Here is a 21520-nt window from a genome sequence, read left to right as displayed (position 1 = left end):
GGTGGGGGGGGGGGGGGGGGCCCGGGGGGGGGGGGGGGTGGGGGGGCGGGGGGGGGCCCCCCCCCGCGGGGGGCCCCGGGGGGGGGGCCCGCGCGGGGCCCCGCCCCCCGGGGGGGGGGGGCGGGGCCACGGCGGACACGGAGTGCGGCGGTCAGCAGCCGAGGAGGCGGCCGGCCAGGTAGCCCTCGATCTGGTCGAGGGAGACGCGCTCCTGCTTCATGGTGTCGCGCTCACGCACCGTGACGGCATTGTCGTCGAGGGTGTCGAAGTCGACGGTGACGCAGAACGGGGTGCCGATCTCGTCCTGGCGGCGGTAGCGGCGGCCGATGGCGCCCGCGTCGTCGAAGTCGATGTTCCAGTGCTTGCGCAGCGTCTCGGACAGGCCGCGGGCCTTGGGAGAGAGCTGCTCGTTCCGGGAGAGCGGCAGCACGGCGACCTTGACCGGGGAGAGCCGGGGGTCGAGGCGCATCACGGTGCGCTTCTCCATCTTGCCCTTGGCGTTGGGCGCCTCGTCCTCGATGTAGGCGTCCAGCATGAAGGCGAGCATCGCGCGGTTGACACCGGCGGCCGGCTCGATGACGTACGGGACCCAGCGCTCGCCGGCCTCCTGGTCGAAGTACGACAGGTCCTGGCCGGACGCCTTGGAGTGGGCCGTGAGGTCGAAGTCGGTGCGGTTGGCGACGCCCTCCAGCTCGGAGAACTCGCTGCCGCCGAAGTTGAAGCGGTACTCGATGTCGGCGGTGCGCTTCGAGTAGTGGGAGAGCTTCTCCTTCGGGTGGTCGTACCAGCGGATGTTCTCCTCGCGGATGCCGAGGTCCCGGTACCAGGCCCAGCGCTGGTCCATCCAGTACTGGTGCCACTCCTCGTCCTCGCCCGGCTTGACGAAGAACTCCATCTCCATCTGCTCGAACTCGCGGGTGCGGAAGATGAAGTTGCCCGGTGTGATCTCGTTCCGGAAGGACTTGCCCGTCTGCGCGATGCCGAACGGCGGCTTCTTGCGCGAGGTCTGCTGGACGTTCGCGAAGTTGGTGAAGATGCCCTGCGCGGTCTCGGGACGCAGGTAGGTGACCGAGCCGGAGTCCTGGGTGGGGCCCAGGTGGGTGGAGAGCAGCCCGGAGAACTGCTTGGGCTCGGTGAAGCCGCCCTTGTTGCCGCAGTGCGGGCAGTTGATGTCGGCCAGGCCGTTCTCCGGCTCGCGGCCGTGCTTGGCCTCGTACGCCTCGATCAGGTGGTCGGCGCGGTAGCGCTTGTGGCACGAGGTGCATTCGGTGAGCGGATCGGTGAAGGTGGAGACATGGCCCGACGCCTCCCAGACCTCGGGGGCCAGAATCACCGACGAGTCGATGCCCACCACGTCGTCGCGGGAGGTGACCATGGAGCGCCACCACTGACGCTTGATGTTCTCCTTCAGCTCCACGCCCAGCGGCCCGTAGTCCCAGGCGGCACGCTGACCGCCGTAGATCTCACTGCACGGGTAGACGAAGCCACGGCGCTTGCTGAGGCTGACAATTGTGTCGATCTTGTCGGCGGCCACGGTGCTCTCTTCATTGACGGCGAGACGGAATACCTCAGATTACTGGGGGCCGTAGGGGGCGCGGCAAATCGGTTCCGGCTCGCATCGGGACCTCTTGTCCGGAGTCATCGGGACCGCCCCGGAAGATCCCTTCCGGCAGCGCACCGTGATCACGGAGCGCAAAGCTTTAGTTGACAATCGTTTCCAGTTTCGATGAAAATGAGTGTCATGAACATCGGCCACCGCCCCCGTCGGCTCATACGTACCAGCGCAGCCCTGAGCGCCCTCGGGCTCACCTCCCTCACCTTCGCCGCCTGCGGCAGCGACAGCGGCGACAGCGGGAAGGTGCAGGTGGCCGCGTCCTTCTACCCCATGGCATACCTCGCGCAGCAGATCGGCGGCGACCACGTCGAGGTCAGCAACCTGACCAAGCCCGGCACCGAGCCGCACGACCTGGAGCTGAGCCCCAAGCAGACCGGGAAGCTCAGCGAGATGGACCTGATCGTCTACCTCAAGGGGCTCCAGCCCGCGGTCGACGAGGCCGTCGAGCAGTCGGGCGTCAAGAATCTGGCCGAGGCCTCCTCCTTCACCACCCTGGAGGACCACGGCACCGACGTGCACGGCGAGGAGGGCCACGACGAGCACGGGGACCACGAGCACGGGGAACACGGCGAGGACGGCCACGACGAGCACGCGGGCCACGACCACGACACCGCGGGCGACCCGCACATCTGGCTCGACCCGGTGCGCTACGCCGAGGTCGCCAAGGGGGTCGGCAAGCAGCTCCAGAAGGCCGACCCCGACCACGAGGACGACTACAAGAAGAACACCGCGGACCTCGTCTCCCGCCTCAAGACCCTCGACGGGGACTTCGAGGACGGCCTCCGGGACCGGAAATCCGACACCTTCATCACCACGCACGCCGCCTTCGGCTACCTCGCGGAGCGGTACGGGCTGCGTCAGGCGGCGGTCGCCGGCATCAACCCGGAGGCGGAGCCCAGCGGGGCCCGGATGAAGAAGCTGCACAAGATCGCGAAGAAGGAGGACGTGGACACCGTCTTCTTCGAGAACAACGCCAGCGACAAGACCGCCAGGACGCTGGCGGACGACCTCCGGCTGAAGACCTCGGTGCTCAGCCCGCTGGAGAGCGTGAAGGACCCCAAGAAGCAGGACTACTTCTCGGTGATGCACCAGAATCTGACCGCACTCGAGACCGCGCTCGGCGCGCAGTGAGGGCGTGAGGCATGACGAGGACGACCGCGGCCCGGGACGGCGCCGCCACTGCCGACGGAGCACCCGCTGTCGCACTGCGCGAAGCCACTGCCTCGCTGGGCGGACGGCCCGTGCTGCGCGGCGTGGGGCTGACCGTGGAGCGCGGCGAGACCGTCGCGCTCCTGGGAGCCAACGGCTCGGGCAAGTCCACCACCGTCCGCGCCGTGCTGGGGCAGGTCCCGCTCACCGGCGGTGAACTGGAGCTGTTCGGCACCCCGGCCGCCCGGTTCCGGGGCTGGCGGCGCCTGGGATACGTACCGCAGCGCTCCACGGCGGCGGCCGGGGTACCGGCCACCGTGCGGGAGGTCGTCTCGGCCGGCCGGCTGGCCCGGCGGCGCTTCCGCCCGCTGAGCCGCGAGGACAAGGCCGCGGTGCGGCACGCCCTCGAACTCGTCGGCATGGCGGACCGGATGCGGGACCCGGTCGACGCGCTCTCCGGGGGGCAGCACCAGCGGGTACTGATCGCCCGGGCGCTGGCCGCCGAACCCGAACTGCTGATCATGGACGAGCCGCTGGCCGGGGTGGATGTCACCAGCCAGGACGTGCTGGCCGAGACCCTGCGCCGGCAGGTGGAGCAGGGCACCTCCGTCCTGCTCGTCCTGCACGAACTCGGCCCGCTCGCCCCGCTGATCGACCGTGCCGTGGTCCTGCGGGACGGCGTGGTCGAGCGGGTGGCGGACCCCGCCACACTGCACGACCCGGCCTGCCATCCGCACGACTCCGCGTCGGCCGCCGAGCCGACGTCCAAGATCGGAACGGGATTCCTCTCATGATCGAGATGCTCGGCTTCGCGTTCATGCAGCGCGCGCTGCTGGCCGCGCTGCTGGTCGGCATCGCGGCACCCGCCGTGGGGATCTACCTCGTCCAGCGCCGCCAGGCGATCATGGGCGACGGGATCGGCCATGTCGCACTCACCGGTGTCGCACTCGGCTTCCTGTTGAGCACCAATCCGGTGTGGATGGCGGTGCTGGTCGCCTCGCTCGGCGCGATCTCGATGGAGCTGATCCGCTGGTACGGCAAGGCGCGGGGCGACGTCGCGCTGGCGATGCTGTTCTACGGCGGCATGGCGGGCGGCGTCATGATCATCAACCTGTCGCCGAACGGCTCCAACGCGAACCTCACCACCTACCTCTTCGGCTCCATCACCACCGTCTCCGCCGAGGACCTGGTCGCCATCGTGGGGCTGTCCGCCTTCGTGCTGCTCGTCTCCCTCGGGCTGCGGCGACAACTGTTCGCCGTCTGCCAGGACGAGGAGTTCGCCCGGGTGACCGGACTGCCGGTGCGGCTGCTGAACCTGCTGCTGGCCGTCACGGCCGCGGTCACCGTCACGGTGGCGATGCGGGTGGTCGGGCTGCTCCTGGTCAGCGCACTGATGGTGATCCCGGTCGCCGCAGCGCAGCAGGCCACCCGCGGCTTCGCCGCCACGCTGGGACTGGCCGTGGGCTTCGGCGTCGCCGTCACCCTGTCGGGCACGGTGACCTCCTACTTCGCCGACGTGCCGCCCGGGGCGAGCATCGTCGTCCTGGCGATCCTGCTCTTCGGCATCGTCACCGCGCTGGCCGCGCCCCTGGCGCGGCGCAGGTTCCGCAGCGGGGGCGGGGCTGTCGCCGGAGGGGAGGAAGAGGGCACTCTGGTAGCGGACGGGAGCGCGCAGGCAGACGGCGGCACCGGGCCGGTGGATCGCCCGCGCAGGGTGTAATACCCGCCCACCGGGGGCGCCTGGCACAATGGGGGGCCGCGAACGCCGCGCCGACCCGGAGCCGCCTCGGCGCCTCCCCGGAGCCGACGAACGTTAAGGAGCCAGAGCGTGACCACCGCAGGTCCCCCCGTACGCGGCCGGTCGACCCGGCAGCGCGCCGCCGTCTCGGCGGCACTCGCCGAGGTCGAGGAATTCCGCAGCGCGCAGGAACTGCATGACATGCTCAAGCACCGCGGCGACTCGGTGGGGCTCACCACGGTCTACCGCACCCTCCAGTCCCTCGCCGACGCGGGCGAGGTGGACGTGCTGCGCACGGACGAAGGCGAGGCCGTCTACCGGCGGTGCCACAGCGACGACCACCACCACCATCTGGTCTGCCGCGCCTGCGGCAAGGCCGTGGAGGTCGAGGGCCCGGTGGTGGAGAAGTGGGCTGCCTCCGTCGCGGCCGAGCACGGCTTCGTGAACGTGGGGCACACCGTGGAGATCTTCGGCACCTGCGGGGACTGCGCCGCCTCGGGATAGCCCCCGCGGGCCCGGCGCGGGTACGGAGCCGCGGACGCCCGCCGCCGCACCTGCGGAGAACACCCCCTGGCCCCGTTCGCGTCGCTGAGCATCACCGGCCCGCCGCGGCAGCTGCCAAGAACATTCCGCGGGCCCGCGGTCACCCTCCGTCGCCGGGCGCACAGTCGGCGATCCTGGCGCCGACTCCGTCCAGCACGATGCCCAGGCCGTAGGCGAAGTCCGCCGTGCCCTCGGTGTCACCGGGGGCGGTCTCGTGCACCTCGCCGGAGGCCAGCAGCTCGCGGACGGCAGGGAACCCGCCGGTTGCGGTGAGTTCGCTCAACAGGCGCCAGTAGCGGCGCTCCGCGTCCTCCCAGCCCGAGCCCTGCTGCCGACTCGCCTCCGCGATGTCCGCGAGGAGGGCAACGCTGCTGCGGATGTAACCGCTCAGCGTGATCAGCGCACCCAGCTTCCGCTCGGCGTCCAGCCCGGTGCCCCGCAGGTGGGCGAGCGCCTGCTCCATCCACTCCACGCCGTGCGGGGACAGCGGCGGGGTACCGATGGGGATCCGGACGATCCACAGGTGGCTCAGCAGGACGTCGCGGTAGGCGCGGGCCCAGTGCTCCAGTCCGGCCCGCCAGCCCTCCGGCGAGGGCTCCGGTCCCGGCGGCGGGGTGCCGATCGCCGCGTCCTCCATGAGGATCAGCAGGTCGTCCTTGCCTGCGACATAGCGGTAGAGCGCCATGGTCGAGACGCCGACCTCGGCGGCGACGCGGCTCATCGAGAGCGCGGCGAGCCCCTCGGCGTCGGCGACGCCGATCGCGGCGGCGACGATCCGCCGCACGTCCAGTCCGCGCGCCGGGCCTCTGCCGGGCCGCTCCCGCAGCCCCCAGGCGGCGGCCACACCGGCCGGCAGGCCGTCCGGTGCCGGCCCCTGCTCCCGCTTCGCCATCTCCCGCCTCTCCACCCTTCCTCTCGACCCTTCGGGGTTGCCGTCGCACACCCGGTTCGTGTATAGCATACGCAGTAAGGTTTATGAGATACACAGGTTCGTGTATCGGATACACACGATGAGGGGGGAAGTGCCATGCACCCAGCGGCAGAAGCGGATTGGGCGATCGAGACGCGCGGGCTGAGCAAGGCGTACGGCTCCGTCCAGGTACTCGCGGGGCTCGACCTGCGGGTGCGGCGCGGCAGTGTCTTCGCACTGCTGGGACCGAATGGGGCGGGCAAGACCACCACCGTCCGGATCCTGGCGACACTCACCCGCGCCGACGCGGGGCAGGCCGTCGTGGCCGGGCACGACGTGACCGCCGCACGGTCCCGGGTACGCCGCGCCATCAGCCTCACCGGGCAGTACGCGGCGCTGGACGAGGAGCAGACGGGCGAGGAGAACCTGCGCATGATGGCGCGCCTGCGCGGCCACTCGCGGTCAGCGGCCCGCAACCGCGCCACGGAGCTGCTGGAGCGGTTCGCCCTGACCGAGGCCGGCCGACGGCGCGTGTCGACCTACTCGGGCGGGATGCGGCGCAGGCTGGACATCGCGGCCGGGCTTGTCGTCGATCCGCAGGTGGTCTTCCTGGACGAGCCGACGACGGGACTCGACCCGCGGAGCCGCCGCACGATGTGGGAGACGGTCGGCTCGCTGACCCGGGCGGGCGTGACCGTCTTCCTCACCACGCAGTATCTGGAGGAGGCCGACCGACTGGCCGACCACGTCGCAGTACTGGACGGCGGCCGGGTGCGGGCGGAGGGCACTCCCGAGGAGCTGAAGAAGACGGTCGCAGCCCAGCGGCTCGACATGACCATGACTGGTCGGTCGGCCTATGCGGAGCTGGCCGGACGACTCGGCGGGCGCGCGCTGCACCAGGCCCCCGAGGAGCTGGTGCTGGGCGTGGCGACTGACGGCAGCGCCGCGCATGTCCGGTCGCTGCTGGACGAGTTGGACCCCAGGCGCGAGCAGGTCGCGCACTTCTCGCTGCACAGCGCCACCCTGGACGACGTCTTCCTGGAGCTGACCCATGAGTGATCTCGCCGCCTACACCGTGCTGGCCGGGCGGGGCGTCCGGCTGACCCGGCGCAACCCGGACGCCGTGATCACGGCATTGGTGCTGCCGGTGCTGCTGATGCTGGTGTTTGTCTATTTCTTCGGCGGTGCCATCGAGACGAGCACCGGGAAATATGTGACGTACGTGGCGCCCGGGGTGCTGATCCTGTGCGCGGGATACGGCGCCTCGATGACGGCGACCACCGTCTCCGACGACATGACCGGCGGCATCATCGACCGCTTCCGCTCGATGGACACCAGCCCCACCGCCGTACTGAGCGGCCACGTCGCGGCGAGCGTGGCACGCAACGCGGCGGCCACGGCGGCCGTGCTGGCCGTGGCGTTCGCGATCGGATTCCGGCCCCGGGCGGGGGCGGCCGACTGGCTGGCGGCCTGCGGCATTCTGCTGCTCTACCTCACCGCGCTCTCCTGGCTCGGCGCGGCGGCCGGTCTGCTGGCCAGGACCCCGGAGGCCGCGAGCGGGTTCACCTTCGGGATGCTCTTCCTGCCCTACCCCAGCAGCGCATTCGTCCCCATCGACACCATGCCGGGCTGGCTGCACGGCTTCGCCGACAACCAGCCGGTGACCCCCGTGATCGAGTCCCTGCGCGGCCTGCTGCTGGACCAGCCCACCGGCAACAGCCCCTGGCTGGCGCTCGCGTGGTGCCTGGGACTGCTGGCGGTGGCACTGCCGCTGTGCGCGATGCTGTTCCGCCGGCGCACCGGCTGACCTCGGCTACGAGGCGGAGACCGCCGGGTCGGAGGTCCAGTGGCGGCGGCCCAGACTGATGAGACGGAGCTGGCGGCGCGCGGTCCCCGCGACGACGCCCTCCGGCGGCCCCTCGCCCAGTGCGGCCTCCAGGAAGGCGGAGGCGGTCATCACCATGTGGTCGACGTAGGTCTCGCCCAGCATCCGCAGATCCTCCGGGCTCCAGCCCCGGGAGACCTCGTCGCGGGCGAGCACCTCGGCCACCTCCTGCGCGAACCGGTCGAGTTGGGCGCCGATGGCGGTCCGCACGGCAGCCACCCCGCCGTGCCGCTCGCGCACCACGAAGCGGATGTGCTCGGGGTGTTCGCGCACGAAGCGGGCGATGGCGTCGACGAGGTGGTCGATGCGCTCGCCGTCGTCGCTGCGCTCGGTCAGCCCGGCCCGTATCACCGTGTGCAGGCTGCCCAGCGACTCCTCCACCAGGGCGACCCCCAGGTCGGCCACGTCGCGGAAGTGCCGGTAGAAGGCGGCGGGCGAGATGCCCACGGCACGGGTGATCTCCCGCAGTCCGATGCTGCTGAGGCTCTGCTCCTCCAGCAGCGCCAGGCCCGCGTCCAGGAGTGCGCGGCGGGTCCGGGCCTTCTGGAGGTCCCGCTGCGAGTGAGGGGTGCTGCTGCTCATGGTTTCAGTAAACAGTTGTGCGCCGAACGCCGCAATGCTGTAGTCTCCAACTCAGTGAACAGTTGTCACCACAGCTGTTCACTGAACATCGCACGCACCCGACGACCGCCGACAACCCGACGCATGGGGAGGGAAGGACAGATGATCTTCCTGGTCGCCGCGTTCCTCCTGCTGGGAGTCCTGGTGGGCCCACCGGCCCAACTCCCGCCCGAGGTGACCGTCCCGGCAGCCGCGGTGATCGCCGCCTGGCTGCTCGTCTTCACCGCCCGCGAGCGCATCCGCCGCCACCGGCAGAGGAGCTGACCGTGACCACCGCCGACGCCACCGAGAACCACCGCCCGCTCACCACGCCGCTGCGCAAGGGCCGCACCCGGCTGGGCGACACCGACGACATGGCCGTGGCCTCGTTCGTCATGGGCCTGGTCGGACTGCTGGTCTTCAACGTCGTCCTCGGCCCCTGCGCGCTGGTCCTGGGCGGACTGGCCCTGGCCCGCGGCACCACCCGCCGGGGACGCGCGCTGCTGGGCACCGCCCTCGGCGCCGCCGATCTGCTCGTGCTGGCGGTGCTGATGACCGCGAACGGCACCGTCTCCTGGAACTTCACCGGCTGACCGGAACGCCGCGGCCGCCCGGCGGCCGCGGCACCGCTGCCCGCCGACCGCCCGCGGGCGTCAACCGGCGGCGGTGCCCTGCTCGCCGCTCCCGCTCCGCTCGTCCCGCGCACCGCCGAAGCGGCGGTCGCGCCGGGCGTACTGGAGGCAGGCGTCCCACAGGTCGCGCCGGTCGAAGTCCGGCCACAGCACGTCCTGGTAGACCATCTCCGCGTAGGCGCTCTGCCAGATCAGGTAGTTGGAGGTGCGCTGCTCGCCCGAGGGGCGCAGGAACAGGTCCACGTCCGGCATGTCGCCGTAGTACAGGTACTTGGCGAACGTCTTCTCGCTGATCTTGGCCGGATCCAGCCGCCCCGCCGCCACCTCCTCGGCGACGGCCCGCGCCGCGTCCGCGATCTCGGCACGGCCGCCGTAGTTGACGCAGAAGTAGAGCGTCATCGCGTCGTTGTCCTCGGTCTGCTCCTGGGCGACCTGGAGTTCCTGGACGACGGACTTCCACAGCTTGGGCATCCGGCCCACCCAGCGGATACGGATGCCCAGCGCGTCCATCTCGTCGCGGCGCCGACGGATCACGTCCCGGTTGAAGTTCATCAGGAAGCGCACCTCTTCGGGCGAGCGCTTCCAGTTCTCGGTCGAGAAGGCGTACAGCGACAGGTTCTTCACACCCATCTCGATGCACCCCTTGAGCACGTCCATGACGACGCCCTCACCGACCTTGTGACCCTCCGTGCGCGGCAGCCCCCGCTGCTTGGCCCACCGGCCGTTGCCGTCCATGACGACCGCCACATGGTTCGGGACCAGCTCGCCCGGGATCTTGGGCGGCCGGGCACCCGAGGGGTGCGGCTCGGGCGCCTCGTACTCGCGCTGCTGCGACCAGGGCAGCATTCCGCGGCGTGCCATCGGTACTCATCTCCAGCGGGCGGGACAGGGGGACAGTCTGACCGCCCGAGCCTAACCGCTCCCCGGGCCGCCGTCCGGCCCGGTCCCCGCGGATCCGGCCGGACGCGGCAGCCCCGCGGACCCGGCCGGACGCAGCCCCCCGGACCCGGCCGGCAGGTCCTGCCCGCTGGACGCCTGCCTGATGTACCGCAGGGAGCGCAGCCCGCGCTCCAGGTGCCAGTGCAGGTACGCCGAGACCAGCCCCGAGCCCTCCCGGCGGTGCCGGTGCTCCGCGGCGTCCGCCGTCTCCCAGTCGCCGGTCAGCAGCGCGCCCAGCAGCCGCAGCGCCTCCGGGGAGGGCACCACGCTGCCCGGCACCCGGCAGTCCGCGCACACCACACCGCCGGACGCGACGGAGAAGAACCGGTTCGGACCGGGCAGACCGCACTTGGCGCAGTCCGCGAAGCTGGGCGCGTAGCCGCCCATCGCCAGGGAGCGCAGCAGGAAGGCGTCCAGCACCAGCCCCGGCCCGTGCTCACCCGACGCCAGCGTCCGCAGGCCGCCGACCAGCAGCAGGTACTGCTGCACGTTCGGCTCGCCCTCGTGGTCGGTGAACCGCTCGGCGGTCTCCAGCATGGCCGTACCGGCGGTGTAGCGGTCGTAGTCCGCCACGATGCCCTGACCGTACGGGGCGATCGTCTCCGTCTGCGTGCACAGCGGCAGACCCCTGCCCACCAGCTCGCTGCCCCGTGCGAAGAACTGCACGTCGACATGGCAGAACGGCTCCAGCCGGGCTCCGAACTTCGACTTCGTCCGCCGCACCCCCCGCGCCACGGCCCGCACCCGCCCGTGGCCGCGGGTGAGCAGCGTGATGATGCGGTCGGCCTCGCCCAGCTTCTGGGTGCGCAGGACGATGCCGTCGTCACGGAAGAGGCTCACGCGATCACCGACGCGTTCCGGATGCAGCACATGCGGGCATTGTCCCGCACCCCGGTGTCAGCCGGCCGCTCCCGGGGTGATGAGGCCCGACGCGTGGTAGGCGGCGGTCACCGAGTGCGCGCGCACGCGCACCGAGGGCTCGCACCGGTCGCCTTCCACCCCGGCTGTGCTCCGCCGGGAGCGGCGGGTCACCGCGCGGGCGGGCCGGTGCGCTGCTCGCCACGCTGCTCGCGCAGGGCGCGGCGGAACCAGTGGAAGGAGTCCTTCGGGGTGCGCTCGCACATCGGGTAGTCCACGTGGACCAGGCCGAAGCGCTGCGCACAGCCCTCGGCCCACTCGAAGTTGTCCAGCAGCGACCAGACGAAGTAGCCGCGGACGTCGAGGCCCTCGCCGATCCCCCGGTGCAGGGCGCGCAGATGGGCGTCGTGGAAGGCGATGCGGCGCGCGTCGCGGGTGCGGTCCGGGTAGGAGCAGCCGTTCTCGGTGACCAGGACCGGGGGCAGCCGGTCGCCGTACCGGTCCCGGAGGATGTGCAGCGTCTCCGGGAGCCCCTCGGGGACGACCGCCCAGCCGAATCCGGTGCGCTCCCTCCCCGGCAGCTCGTGCAGGGTGAAGGGGAGTTCGGCGGGTATCCCGACGCCCGCGAAGCCACCGCCCGCGGGCCCGCCGCCCGAGGATCCGCCGTCCGCTGCGGGCCGCATCCCGGGGGCGCCGACCAGGGTGGGCTGGTAGTAGTTGACGCCGTACCGGTCGAGGGGCTCACTGACGGCCTTCAGATCCTCATCGACCGGGCCCGGCAGCAGCGCGGCCAGTCCCTCGTCCGGATAGCGGCCCAGCAGCAGCGGATCGGCGAACAGCCGGTTGGTCAGGGTGTCGTAGAGGTCCGCGGCTTCGGCGTCCGCCGCGCTGTCCGTCCGCGGCCGCACCGGGCCGTGCGAGTTGGCGATGCCGATGGAGGGGACGCCGCGCGCTCGCAGCGCCCGCACCGCCAGCCCATGGCCGAGCAGTTGGTGGTGCGCGACCGGCAGCGCGTCGAACAGCAGCCGCTCGCCGGGCGCGTGCGCGCCGAGGCCGTAGCCCAGCAGTGTCAGCTCGGCGGGCTCGTTCAACGTGATCCAGTGCGCGACGCGGTCCCCGAGCCGGGCGGCGACCGTGTCGGCGTAGTCGGCGAACCGCTGCGCGGTGTCGCGCCGCAGCCAGCCGCCTCGCTCCTCCAGTGCGAGCGGGGTGTCCCAGTGGAAGAGCGTCGGTACGGGCTGGATGCCGGCCTCGCACAGGGCGTCGACGAGCCGGTCGTAGAAGTCGAGTCCGGGCCCGTTGACCCGGCCGGCACCGGAGGGCAGGACGCGGGGCCAGGAGACCGAGAACCGGTAGGCGCCGACGCCGAGTTCGCGCAGCAGTGCCACGTCCTCGGGCCAGCGATGGTAGTGGTCGGTGGTGACCGAGGCGTCGCTGCCGTCCTTGATCCGGCCCTCCTGCCGGACGAAGGCGTCCCAGGCGGAGGGGCCGCGCCCGTCCTCGTCGAGCGCGCCCTCGATCTGGAAGGCGGAGGTCGACACGCCCCACAGGAATCCGTCGGGGAAGACCGGCAGCGGCTGATGACTCGTCATCCCGGGAGCCCATCAGCGGGCGCCCGCCGCGTCAATACCCGTGCGTAGCAACGCCGTTGACCGACGCCATGGGGAGCCCCGACGGGCCACCGGAGCCCGGGGCACCGGCCCCGCGGCAGGTGCCGGCCGGTCAGGAGGGGGTGCGGGCCTGGAGCAGCAGCCGGTCCACGTCGTCGGCTCCGATCCGCAGCGCCCGCCCGACGGTGGCGAGCACCTCGCGCTCCGCCGAGCAGTACATGCCGTCGGCGAGCGCGATCCGTGCGCCCTGGAGCAGCAGGCTCTCGCGGCCGGGCACGGCCAGATGCGGGGTGAGCGGCGCGAGCACCTCGTGCAGTTCGATCTCCAGGGAGATGCTCCGGCCGCGCTGCCTGCTCTCCGCGGTGACGGCGGCGAGCAGCGCGGTCAGCTCCTCCTCGGCGCAGCCGGGGAAGCCGGCGGCCCGCACGGTCTCCGCGGCCGTCTCGCGGGCGGCACGCGCGTCCGAGCCGCCCGCGGCCAGCACGGCGAGCGCCACGCTGTGCACCGCCTCGCGCAGCATGGCGGCGAGCCGCGCCGTGGTGGGCCGCTCGAGCGCTTCGGGGCCGAAATGGCCGCGGCAGGCGACGCATTCGACGACCGGTCCGGCCGCACCCCGTGGGATCAGCGGAACATTGAGGACGACGAATCTGCGCCGCCCGCTGCGCCTGCGGTAGCGGCGGTCTCCGCCGCAGCCGGGGCAGAAGAAGTCGCCGTCGTCGAGGGTGCGCCAGCTCGTGCGGACCCCTGCCAGGCATACTCGGAAGGGTCGTTGGCGCATGGGCCTCGCACCTCCATCACGATTCGGCAACGTCGCCGGGTGACGTGATATTAACCACAGCCGGGGGGCCGGAGACACCCCCCGGAGGGATTTCGGTCCCTCCGGGTGTCAGGTGCCTCCGGCTCGCGGCGGCGCGTTCCGGGGCGGTGCGGGTGCCGGGCCGGGCGGGTGCCGGGCTCGGCTGATCCCGGGTGCCGGGCCCCGGGCCGGGCTCTGCGCGGCTCCGACCCGGGTATCAGCGCTCGGCCCGGGTCACCCCGGGCCCCCGCGTCACCTGGCGGCGCGGTTCACGGCCGAGACGGCGGCCTTGATGGAGGCCCGCACGATGTTCGCGTCGATGCCCACGCCCCACAGGACCTGCCCGCCGATGGCGCACTCGATGTAGGCGGCGGCCTGGGCGCCGACGCCCTCGCTCATGGTGTGCTCCACGTAGTCGAGCAGCCGCACGTCCACGTCGACGGCGTGCAGCGCGTCGAAGAAGGCCGCCAGCGGGCCGTTGCCGGTGCCGCTCAGCGTCACGGGCGCCCCGTCGACGACGGCCTCCACCGTGAGCGCGTCGGCGCCGTCGCTGGTGGTGGAGGTCTGCGCACCGCGCAGCGCGATGCGGCCCCAGCTCTTCCCGGGGGTCGGCAGGTACTCGTCCTGGAAGATCTCCCAGATGGCGGCGGGCGTGATCTCGCCGCCGTCCGCGTCGGTCTTCTCCTGGATGATCCTGGAGAACTCCACCTGCATCCGGCGGGGCAGGTCCAGGCTGTGCTCGCCCTTGAGGACATAGGCGATACCGCCCTTGCCGGACTGCGAGTTGACGCGGATGACGGCCTCGTAGGAGCGGCCCACGTCCTTGGGGTCGATGGGCAGGTAGGGGACGGCCCACTCGACGTCCTCCACCGGCCGGCCCGCCTCGGCCGCCCGGGCCTCCATGGCGTCGAAGCCCTTCTTGATGGCGTCCTGGTGGGAGCCGGAGAAGGAGGTGTAGACCAGGTCGCCCACGTACGGGTGGCGCGGGTGGACCTCCATCTGGTTGCAGTACTCGTAGGTGCGCCGGATCTCGTCGATCTGCGAGAAGTCGATCATCGGGTCGACTCCCTGGCTGAACAGGTTCATCCCCAGCGTGACCAGGTCGACGTTCCCGGTGCGCTCGCCCTGCCCGAACAGGCAGCCCTCGACGCGGTCGGCGCCCGCCATCACGGCCAGCTCGGCGGCGGCCACGGCGGTGCCGCGGTCGTTGTGCGGGTGCACCGACAGGCAGACGTGCTCGCGGCGGGAGAGGTGCCGCCCCATCCACTCGAAGCGGTCGGCGTGGGTACTGGGGGTGGAGCGCTCGACGGTAGCGGGCAGGTTGAGGATGATCTCGCGGCCGTCCTCGGGCTGCCACACGTCCATGACGCTCTCGCAGACCTCCAGCGCGAAGTCCAGCTCGGTGTCGGTGAAGATCTCCGGGCTGTACTGGTAGCCGAAGACGGTGCGCTCGTCCAGCAGCTTCTCGGCGTACTCCACCACCAGCCGGGTGCCGTCCACGGCGATCTGCCTGACCTGGTCGCGGGTGCCGCGGAAGACGACCTCGCGGAAGACCGGGGCCGTCGCGTTGTACAGGTGCACCGTGGCGTGGTGGGCGCCCTTGAGGGACTCCACCGTCCGCTCGATCAGCTCTTCCCGGGCCTGGGTGAGGACGGAGATCGTCACGTCCTCGGGGATCGCGTCCTCCTCGATGATGGAGCGCACGAAGTCGAAGTCGGTCTGGCCCGAGGAGGGGAAGCCGACCTCGATCTCCTTGTAGCCCATCCGCACCAGCAGGTCGAACATCTCGCGCTTGCGGGCGGGGGACATCGGGTCGATCAGCGCCTGGTTGCCGTCCCGCAGGTCGGTCGAGAGCCAGCGGGGCGCCGCGGTGATCCGGTTGCCGGGCCAGGTGCGGTCGGGCAGGTCGACGGCCTCGTACCTGCCGTACCGGTGGAACGGCATTCCCGAGGGCCGCTGACGCGTGGTGGCGGCGGTGAGGGGGGTCGCGCGGCCGACGGGGGCCTGCGTCGAGCGGGCGGACCGGTCCTGCTGCTGGGGTGTCATACGTACAGGCTCCTGTGAGGTGACTGCTCGAAGACCGACGACAGCACTGAACTCCGCGGGGAGGGGGTCGGCCTTGCGGTGGCTACAGACCCTCGCCGCGGCAGCTAAGAAGAAGCAGCCCGAAACGCATGATGTCGGCAGCATAACCGAGGACCGCACGGTATCCGTGGGGCGTATCAGCATGCGGGATGCGGACGGGAGCCGCCGGAACACGGCCGCGGGGCGCGTCCGCCCGGCGGCCCGGACGGGTGCGTGGCCGGGCGGCGCACCGGGCGAACCCGGAGGAAGCGGCGCCGCGTTCAACACCGTTTTGTGCGAATCATCGCCGCAACCGGTGACAGGCCGGTGACTCAGTGCCACATTGCTCTGTATGAACGCACCTCGCGCGCACTCATCGCAGACCCACCCCGTCTTCTGCACGATCGTGCCCCCGCACCTCCTCGACCAGGTGTCCAGGAACAGCGACGACCTGCTCTCCCGGCCCGCGCGGCGCACTCTGGAGCAGGACGCGACCCAGCGAACCCGACGCCAGATCACCACTGTGCGTCACGGTCTGCTCGCGGGGGCACCGGTCGCACCGGACATCGACCCCGCCGAGCGCACCCCGCAGCGGACCATCTCCGACGCGGACAACAAGGAGCGGCTGCCGGGCGAGGTGGTCCGCGCCGAGGGCAGCGAGCCCGTCCAGGACGCCTCGGTCAACCGGGCCTACGCCGGCCTGGGCGCCACCTTCGAACTCTATCTGAGCGTCTACGACCGCTACTCCATCGACGGCGCCGGACTGCCCCTGGACGCGACGGTGCACTACGGCGAGGAGTACGCCAACGCGTTCTGGGACGGCGAGCGCATGGTCTTCGGCGACGGAGACGGCGAGATCTTCCGCGACTTCACCCTGCCGGTGGACGTCATCGGGCACGAGCTGACCCACGGCGTGACGCAGTACAGCGCCAACCTGGAGTACTACGGTCAGTCCGGGGCGCTCAACGAGTCGGTCTCCGATGTCTTCGGCGCCCTGATCAAGCAGCACAGTCTGGCCCAGAGCGCGCAGGAGGCCGACTGGCTGATCGGCTCCGGGCTGTTCACCGACCGGGTGGAGGGCGCGGCGCTGCGCTCCATGAAGGCGCCCGGCACGGCCTACGACGACGATGTGCTCGGCAAGGACCCGCAGCCGGCGACGATGGAGGACTACGTCTCCACCGGCGCGGACAACGGCGGGGTGCACATCAACTCCGGCATCCCCAACCACGCCTTCTACCGGCTCGCCGTGGACCTGGGCGGCAACGCCTGGGAGCGCGCGGGTCAGATCTGGTACGACACCCTCACGGGTGGTTCGCTGCAGCCGGACACCGACTTCGCCGGGTTCGCCACGGCGACCGCCGAGGCCGCCTCGGCCCGCTACGGCGACGGCAGCGACGAGCACGAGGCGGTGCGCAAGTGCTGGTCCGAGGTGGGTGTGACGACAGAGTGACCGCGGCGGCAGCCGGCTGACCCCGTCCGCCCGAACCCGCCCGTCCGGCCCTTACCGTGCGGCCGCCGGGCGGGGAGGATGGAGCCATGCGTATCACTGTCATCCGCACAGGCGGCTTCGCCGGGCTCACCCGTCGGGCCACCGTCGAGACCGCCGACCGGCCCGACGCCGAGGAACTCGCGCAACTCGCCGACCAGGCGGTGCGCGAGGGCCTCAGCGAGGCGCCGACGGGCGTGCCCGACGGGTTCCACTACGAGGTCGATGTGGCGACCGACCAGTCGGCCGCCTCCGCTCACTTCGCCGACCCCAAGCTCACCGAGGCGCAGTCGGCACTGGTGAGAAAGGTGCTCAGGGAGGGCGCGTGAGCGGTGCGGTCCCGCCCGGGCCCGGCCGCCCCTGCCCGGGCTCCGGCTCCGCGCGGGCCGGGTCCCGTCAGGGCAGGTACCGGTCCCGTCAGGGCAGGTAGTACATGGGGTTGGGCATCTTGACCGTGCGGCCGGAGTGTCCGCCCTTGAGGTCGCTGTACTGGTCGCCGAAGTTGGCGAGGATGTCGTAGCCCTGCGCCTCGATGTGCTTGCGGGTGCCCGACTTGTACTCGATCGTCGTGCACTCGCTGCCGCACTTGAGGTAGGGCGGCGGGTTCTCCTCGTCCTTGAGGAAGAAGTGCCTCTTGTCGACCGGGGTGCGGTAGCCGACCTTCTTGAGGTTCCGGACGCTCCAGTCGCGCTGGTACTCCTTGCGTCCGGTCACCAGGAAGACGGTGATGCCCTTGTCATGCGCCCAGTTGACGAGCTTGCGCATGCCGAAGACCGGGTCCATGTCCGTGGTCCGCAGATAGTCGTCCTGCGCCTGCGGTGTGTAGTGGTAGCCGATCCGCCGCTCGAAGTTGTAGGTGAGCAGGGTGGTGTCGTCCACGTCGACGACGAGGGCCGGCTTGTCGTCGGAGCCGTGCCGTGATCCGTGCCCGTCGTACCGGCGCAGGTCCCGGGTGAGGTCCTTGCGGGCCTTCGCGGCGATGCGGCGGGTCTGCTTCGCGTAGTTGCTGTGGGGCGAGGCGTAGTGCTCGCCGTCCGGGGTCTCGATGTCGCCGTAGTACGCCTCGATCTTCGTCTTCACCTGGTCGAGGTTGGGGATCTCCTTGTCGGTCCTGGGCACGGCGTGTTCGGCCGTGGCCTGGCCGACGCCGAAGAAGGCCGTGCCGGCGACGGCGGCGACGGCCACGAGCGGCAGAACGGAACGGAGAGGTCGGGGCATTGCACGGCTCCTCGCGGCGAGTTGGCAGGGGCATGAGAACTCGGGGAACGTAGCAGTGCGCCCGGCGCCCCATCTACGCGCGAAGATTCAATGCTTCGCAAAACCTGCCCCCGGCACCGGAGCGAAACCTCCGCAGCGGACCGCTCCCGACGAGAGCACCGGTCCGGGCGAGAGCACCGGTCCGGGCCCCGGAGGCACTATGGTCGGGAACGAACCGCGGGCCCGGTCCGCCATACCGGGCGTCCCCGCAGGCCGGGGCAGCGGCAGCACTCGACGGGGATCGACGGGCATCGACGGGGAAGGCACGGTGAGCACGGTGAGCACGCGCGGGAGCCCCGGGGCCGGTCCGCCCCTGCCCGGCCGGCCGGGACCCGGCCTCGTCCATCCGACCCGTCCGCACCCCTCGCACGGGCACCCCCGGCAGCCGCACCGCGCCGCGCTCTCCCGCCCGCTCTTCGACCCGCTGGCCGCCGTCCGCCCGTCCGACGCGCCGCGCTGGGACGTCTATCTGACCGGCACCGTCTTCCTGGACATCATCTTCACCGGGCTCGACTCCGCGCCGGTGCGCGGCACCGAGTCCTGGGCCCGCGGCATGGGCTCCTCGCCCGGCGGCATCGCCAACATGGCGACGGCGCTCGCCCGGCTGGGACTGCGCACCTCACTGGCAGCCGCGTTCGGCGACGACATGTACGGCGACTACTGCCGGGAGGAGCTGGAGGCGGGCGAGGGCATCGACCTGTCGCTGTCGCACACCGTCCCCGGCTGGCACTCCCCCGTCACCGTCTCGATGGCGTACGAGGGCGAGCGCACGATGATCTCGCACGGCCACGAGGCGCCGCCGAAGAGCGCCGCGACCGCCTACGATCCGGACGCGCCCGAGTGCCCGCCCCCGGCCACCGCGTGCGTCTCCTCGCTGGTGCCGGGCCGCCCCCAGGAGTGGATCGGGACCGCCGCGCGGCGCGGCAGCCGCATCTTCGCCGATGTCGGCTGGGACGAGACCGGCCGCTGGGACCCGGCGGCGCTGGCCGAACTGCCCGACTGCGAGGCGTTCCTGCCCAATGCGGCCGAGGCGATGCGCTACACCCGCACCGAGACCCCGCAGGCCGCCGCGCACGCCCTGGCCGAGCACGTACCGGTGGCCGTGGTGACGATGGGAGCGGACGGCGCCTACGCGGTGGACGCGCGCAGCGGGGAGTCGGCCACCGTTCCGGCGATCACCGTGGAGGCGCTGGACACCACCGGCGCCGGGGACGTGTTCGTCGCCGGGTTCGTCACCGGCAGCCTCGCCGGATGGCCGCTGGCCGACCGGCTCGCCTTCGCCGGGCTGACCGCCGCGCTGTCCGTCCAGGAGTTCGGCGGCTCGCTGTCGGCACCCGGCTGGCCCGAGATCGCCGCCTGGTGGCGCCGGGTGGGCTGCCAGGAGGCCGACTGCGGCCACTACGCCTTCCTGGACCGCATCCTCACCGACTGCGCGGCCTCGGCACCTCCGCGGCGCGCCGTCCCCACGCTCGGATTCCGCCGCACCGGCGACGACGACTGAGACCGGCAGCGGCAGCCCGGTGCTGGCCCGTACGGACCGTGCGCCGGCGCGGCGGGAGATCCCGCACCGGAACGCCGACGGGGCGGCGTCCGCGGCGTGTTGCCGGTGGGCGCCGCCCCGGGTGGGACGCGGTGCGGGAAGTACGGAGGGTGGCCGGCGACTGCACGCGGGCTACTCGGGATCCTGCCTGAAGGCCGCCGTCGACCAGCGGTAGCCGAGTGCACCGAGCACCAGGCACCAGGCGAGCGCCAGCCACCCGTTGTGGCCGATCTCGGTGCCGAGCAGCAGCCCGCGCAGGGTCTCGATGGCGGGAGTGAAGGGCTGGTACTCGGCGATCGGCTGGAACCAGCCCGGCATCGATTCGATCGGTGTGAAGGCGCTGGAGATGAGCGGCAGCAGGAACAGCGGAACCGCCATGTTGCTGGCGGCCTCGGCGTTCGGGCTGGCCGTTCCCATCCCGACCGCGATCCAGGTGACGGCCGCGGCGAACAGTGTCAGGAAGCCGAACGCGGCCAGCCATTCCAGGACGGTGGCGTCCGTGGAGCGGAAGCCGATGGCCACACCGACGGCACCGACCAGCACGACGCTGGCGATCGACTGGATCACGCTGCCGACGACGTGCCCGATGAGCACGGACCCGCGGTGGATGGCCATGGTGCGGAAGCGGGCGACGATGCCCTCGGACATGTCGGTGGCCACGGAGACCGCGGCGCCGACGACGGTGCTGCCGATGGTCATCAGCAGGATGCCCGGGAGGATGTAGGCGAGGTAGGCGGAGCGGTCGGAGCCGCCGGCGATCCCCGCGCTCATCGCGTCCCCGAAGATGTAGACGAACAGGAGCAGCAGCATCACCGGGGTGAGCAGCAGGTTGAGCGTCAGCGACGGGTAGCGGCGCACGTGCAGCAGGTTGCGGCGCAGCATCGTGGACGAGTCGCGTACGGCGAGGGTGAGTGCGCTCATCGCGCTGCCTCCTCGGGCTGGTGGTTCTGGGCGGGCACGGTGGTGGAGCCGGTCAGGGCGAAGAACACGTCGTCGAGGTCGGGGGTGTGCACGGTCAGCTCGTCGGCCTCGACACCGGCCGAGTCCAGCCAGTCGAGGAGGGAGCGCAGTTCGCGCTGACTGCCGTCGCTGGGGATCTGCAGCGCCAGCGCCTCGTCGTCCCGGACCGTCTCGCGCAGCGCGGAGGCCGCCGACCGGTAGGCCGCCGGGTCGGAGAAGCGGAGCCGGACGTGTCCGCCGGGGATGAGCCGCTTGAGTTCCTCCGCGCTCCCTTCGGCGGCGAGCGTGCCGTTGTCGAGCACCGCGATGCGGTCGGCGAGTTCGTCGGCCTCCTCCAGGTACTGGGTGGTGAGGAAGACGGTCACGCCGTCGGAGACGAGTTCGCGGATGATCTGCCACATGGTGTGGCGGCTGCGCGGGTCGAGGCCGGTGGTCGGCTCGTCGAGGAAGAGGATCCGCGGGCCGCCCACCAGGGTCATGGCGATGTCCAGCCGGCGCTTCATGCCGCCCGAGTAGCCGGCCGCGGGCTTCTTCGCGGCCTCCACCAGGTCGAACCGCTCCAGCAGCGCGGCGGCGGTGCGGCGGCCCTCTTGCTTGGGGAGGCGGTGCAGGTCCGCCATCAGGAGCATGTTCTCCTCGCCGGTGATCAGCCCGTCGACCGCGGAGAACTGCCCGGTGACCCCGATCGCGGCCCGCACCGCCTGCGGTTCGGCGGCCAGGTCGTGGCCGCCGACGCGCAGGTCACCGCCGTCCGGAGCGACGAGGGTGGAGAGGATCTTGACGGCGGTGGTCTTGCCGGCGCCGTTCGGTCCGAGCAGGGAGAAGATCGTTCCGGTGGGCACCGACAGGTCGATGCCGTCGAGCACGACCTTGTCGCCGTAGGACTTGCGCAGCCCCTTCGCCGCGATGGCCAAGCTGGTCATGACAGGTGCTCCTTC

At 71.8% G+C, this 21520-nt stretch carries 21 protein-coding genes and 1 pseudogene; 11 read left to right on the top strand and 11 right to left on the bottom strand.

Going from position 1 to position 21520, the window contains the following annotated elements:
- Window positions 1-151: 151 nt before the first annotated feature.
- On the bottom strand, window positions 152-1534 hold the full coding sequence (locus tag ACFYNS_RS28510) for a glycine--tRNA ligase (RefSeq protein WP_360294676.1): 1383 nt from the start codon (window positions 1532-1534) through the stop codon (window positions 152-154).
- Window positions 1535-1741: 207 nt separating this feature from the next.
- Between ACFYNS_RS28510 and ACFYNS_RS28505 the strand changes: the two genes are divergently transcribed.
- The 4 genes from ACFYNS_RS28505 to ACFYNS_RS28490 all read left to right on the top strand — a co-directional run bounded on the left by ACFYNS_RS28505 (window position 1742) and on the right by ACFYNS_RS28490 (window position 5006).
- A complete protein-coding gene (locus ACFYNS_RS28505) occupies window positions 1742-2746 on the top strand; it encodes a metal ABC transporter substrate-binding protein (protein WP_388605675.1) in 1005 nt (334 codons plus the stop codon).
- A gap of 11 nt (window positions 2747-2757) precedes the next feature.
- Window positions 2758-3558, top strand: coding sequence for a metal ABC transporter ATP-binding protein (locus ACFYNS_RS28500; RefSeq protein ID WP_388605674.1), 801 nt, complete (start codon window positions 2758-2760; stop codon window positions 3556-3558).
- Window positions 3555-4484, top strand: a complete 930-nt coding sequence (locus ACFYNS_RS28495; protein ID WP_360297964.1) for a metal ABC transporter permease — start codon at window positions 3555-3557, stop codon at window positions 4482-4484. The genes ACFYNS_RS28500 and ACFYNS_RS28495 overlap by 4 nt, the downstream gene beginning before the upstream one ends.
- Window positions 4485-4592: 108 nt before the next feature.
- A complete protein-coding gene (locus ACFYNS_RS28490) occupies window positions 4593-5006 on the top strand; it encodes a transcriptional repressor (RefSeq protein WP_360297967.1) in 414 nt (137 codons plus the stop codon).
- Between the two features lie 139 nt (window positions 5007-5145).
- Here the strand turns inward: ACFYNS_RS28490 and ACFYNS_RS28485 are convergent, their stop codons facing one another.
- On the bottom strand, window positions 5146-5937 hold the full coding sequence (locus ACFYNS_RS28485; protein WP_360297969.1) for a TetR/AcrR family transcriptional regulator: 792 nt from the start codon (window positions 5935-5937) through the stop codon (window positions 5146-5148).
- A 135-nt stretch (window positions 5938-6072) separates the two neighbouring features.
- Here ACFYNS_RS28485 and ACFYNS_RS28480 point away from each other — a divergent pair, with 135 nt between their 5' ends.
- Together ACFYNS_RS28480 and ACFYNS_RS28475 are read left to right on the top strand one after the other, a co-directional pair.
- The gene (locus ACFYNS_RS28480; RefSeq protein WP_388605672.1) at window positions 6073-7014 is read left to right on the top strand and encodes an ATP-binding cassette domain-containing protein; all 942 of its coding nucleotides are present in this window, start codon (window positions 6073-6075) and stop codon (window positions 7012-7014) included.
- A complete protein-coding gene (locus tag ACFYNS_RS28475; RefSeq protein WP_360297973.1) occupies window positions 7007-7762 on the top strand; it encodes an ABC transporter permease in 756 nt (251 codons plus the stop codon). The genes ACFYNS_RS28480 and ACFYNS_RS28475 overlap by 8 nt, the downstream gene beginning before the upstream one ends.
- 6 nt (window positions 7763-7768) lie before the next feature.
- On the opposite strand, the gene ACFYNS_RS28470 is transcribed toward ACFYNS_RS28475, so the two are convergent.
- Complete coding sequence (locus tag ACFYNS_RS28470) at window positions 7769-8422, bottom strand: TetR family transcriptional regulator (RefSeq protein ID WP_388605670.1); 654 nt, start codon at window positions 8420-8422, stop codon at window positions 7769-7771.
- A 123-nt stretch (window positions 8423-8545) separates the two neighbouring features.
- Between ACFYNS_RS28470 and ACFYNS_RS28465 the strand changes: the two genes are divergently transcribed.
- Together ACFYNS_RS28465 and ACFYNS_RS28460 are read left to right on the top strand one after the other, a co-directional pair.
- The gene (locus ACFYNS_RS28465; RefSeq protein ID WP_388605684.1) at window positions 8546-8725 is read left to right on the top strand and encodes a hypothetical protein; all 180 of its coding nucleotides are present in this window, start codon (window positions 8546-8548) and stop codon (window positions 8723-8725) included.
- The gene (locus ACFYNS_RS28460; RefSeq protein ID WP_388605682.1) at window positions 8722-9033 is read left to right on the top strand and encodes a DUF4190 domain-containing protein; all 312 of its coding nucleotides are present in this window, start codon (window positions 8722-8724) and stop codon (window positions 9031-9033) included. Before ACFYNS_RS28465 ends, ACFYNS_RS28460 begins: the two co-directional genes overlap by 4 nt.
- A 60-nt stretch (window positions 9034-9093) precedes the next feature.
- Here the strand turns inward: ACFYNS_RS28460 and ACFYNS_RS28455 are convergent, their stop codons facing one another.
- The 5 genes and pseudogenes from ACFYNS_RS28455 to leuA all read right to left on the bottom strand — a co-directional run bounded on the left by ACFYNS_RS28455 (window position 9094) and on the right by leuA (window position 15321).
- Complete coding sequence (locus ACFYNS_RS28455) at window positions 9094-9933, bottom strand: isoprenyl transferase (protein ID WP_360297979.1); 840 nt, start codon at window positions 9931-9933, stop codon at window positions 9094-9096.
- A gap of 171 nt (window positions 9934-10104) precedes the next feature.
- Window positions 10105-10851 (bottom strand): annotated as a pseudogene (recO, locus tag ACFYNS_RS28450) (DNA repair protein RecO); the annotation flags it as partial.
- Window positions 10852-11039: 188 nt separating this feature from the next.
- A complete protein-coding gene (locus ACFYNS_RS28445) occupies window positions 11040-12461 on the bottom strand; it encodes a glycoside hydrolase family 1 protein (protein ID WP_388605668.1) in 1422 nt (473 codons plus the stop codon).
- A 130-nt stretch (window positions 12462-12591) separates the two neighbouring features.
- Window positions 12592-13257: a TerB family tellurite resistance protein gene (locus ACFYNS_RS28440; RefSeq protein WP_388605666.1), complete on the bottom strand. Its 666-nt coding sequence runs from the start codon at window positions 13255-13257 to the stop codon at window positions 12592-12594.
- 270 nt (window positions 13258-13527) lie between these two features.
- On the bottom strand, window positions 13528-15321 hold the full coding sequence (gene leuA, locus ACFYNS_RS28435) for a 2-isopropylmalate synthase (RefSeq protein WP_360297987.1): 1794 nt from the start codon (window positions 15319-15321) through the stop codon (window positions 13528-13530).
- Window positions 15322-15691: 370 nt separating this feature from the next.
- Between leuA and ACFYNS_RS28430 the strand changes: the two genes are divergently transcribed.
- Together ACFYNS_RS28430 and ACFYNS_RS28425 are read left to right on the top strand one after the other, a co-directional pair.
- Window positions 15692-16789 carry a M4 family metallopeptidase gene (locus tag ACFYNS_RS28430; RefSeq protein ID WP_388605664.1) on the top strand — a complete coding sequence of 366 codons (1098 nt, stop codon included), beginning with the start codon at window positions 15692-15694 and terminating at the stop codon, window positions 16787-16789.
- Window positions 16790-16875: 86 nt separating this feature from the next.
- Window positions 16876-17154, top strand: coding sequence for a protealysin inhibitor emfourin (locus tag ACFYNS_RS28425; protein ID WP_360297992.1), 279 nt, complete (start codon window positions 16876-16878; stop codon window positions 17152-17154).
- 88 nt (window positions 17155-17242) lie between these two features.
- Here ACFYNS_RS28425 and ACFYNS_RS28420 read toward each other — a convergent pair whose 3' ends face one another.
- Entirely contained in the window at window positions 17243-18043 is an 801-nt protein-coding gene (locus ACFYNS_RS28420; protein ID WP_360297994.1) for an HAD family acid phosphatase, read from the bottom strand.
- A 307-nt stretch (window positions 18044-18350) separates the two neighbouring features.
- Here ACFYNS_RS28420 and ACFYNS_RS28415 point away from each other — a divergent pair, with 307 nt between their 5' ends.
- Window positions 18351-19583 (top strand): carbohydrate kinase family protein, encoded by a 1233-nt coding sequence (locus tag ACFYNS_RS28415; RefSeq protein ID WP_388605662.1) that lies wholly within the window; start codon window positions 18351-18353, stop codon window positions 19581-19583.
- Between the two features lie 171 nt (window positions 19584-19754).
- Here ACFYNS_RS28415 and ACFYNS_RS28410 read toward each other — a convergent pair whose 3' ends face one another.
- Complete coding sequence (locus ACFYNS_RS28410; RefSeq protein ID WP_360297997.1) at window positions 19755-20543, bottom strand: ABC transporter permease; 789 nt, start codon at window positions 20541-20543, stop codon at window positions 19755-19757.
- Window positions 20540-21505, bottom strand: a complete 966-nt coding sequence (locus ACFYNS_RS28405; RefSeq protein WP_360297999.1) for an ATP-binding cassette domain-containing protein — start codon at window positions 21503-21505, stop codon at window positions 20540-20542. The genes ACFYNS_RS28410 and ACFYNS_RS28405 overlap by 4 nt, the downstream gene beginning before the upstream one ends.
- Window positions 21506-21520: the final 15 nt, after the last annotated feature.

It is taken from the genome of Streptomyces sp. NPDC006925 (assembly GCF_042869575.1).
In the GTDB taxonomy this organism is placed as follows: Bacteria; Actinomycetota; Actinomycetes; order Streptomycetales; family Streptomycetaceae; genus Streptomyces.
Note: the sequence above shows the minus strand (reverse complement) of the source record. Positions and strands in the feature narration are given on the sequence as shown.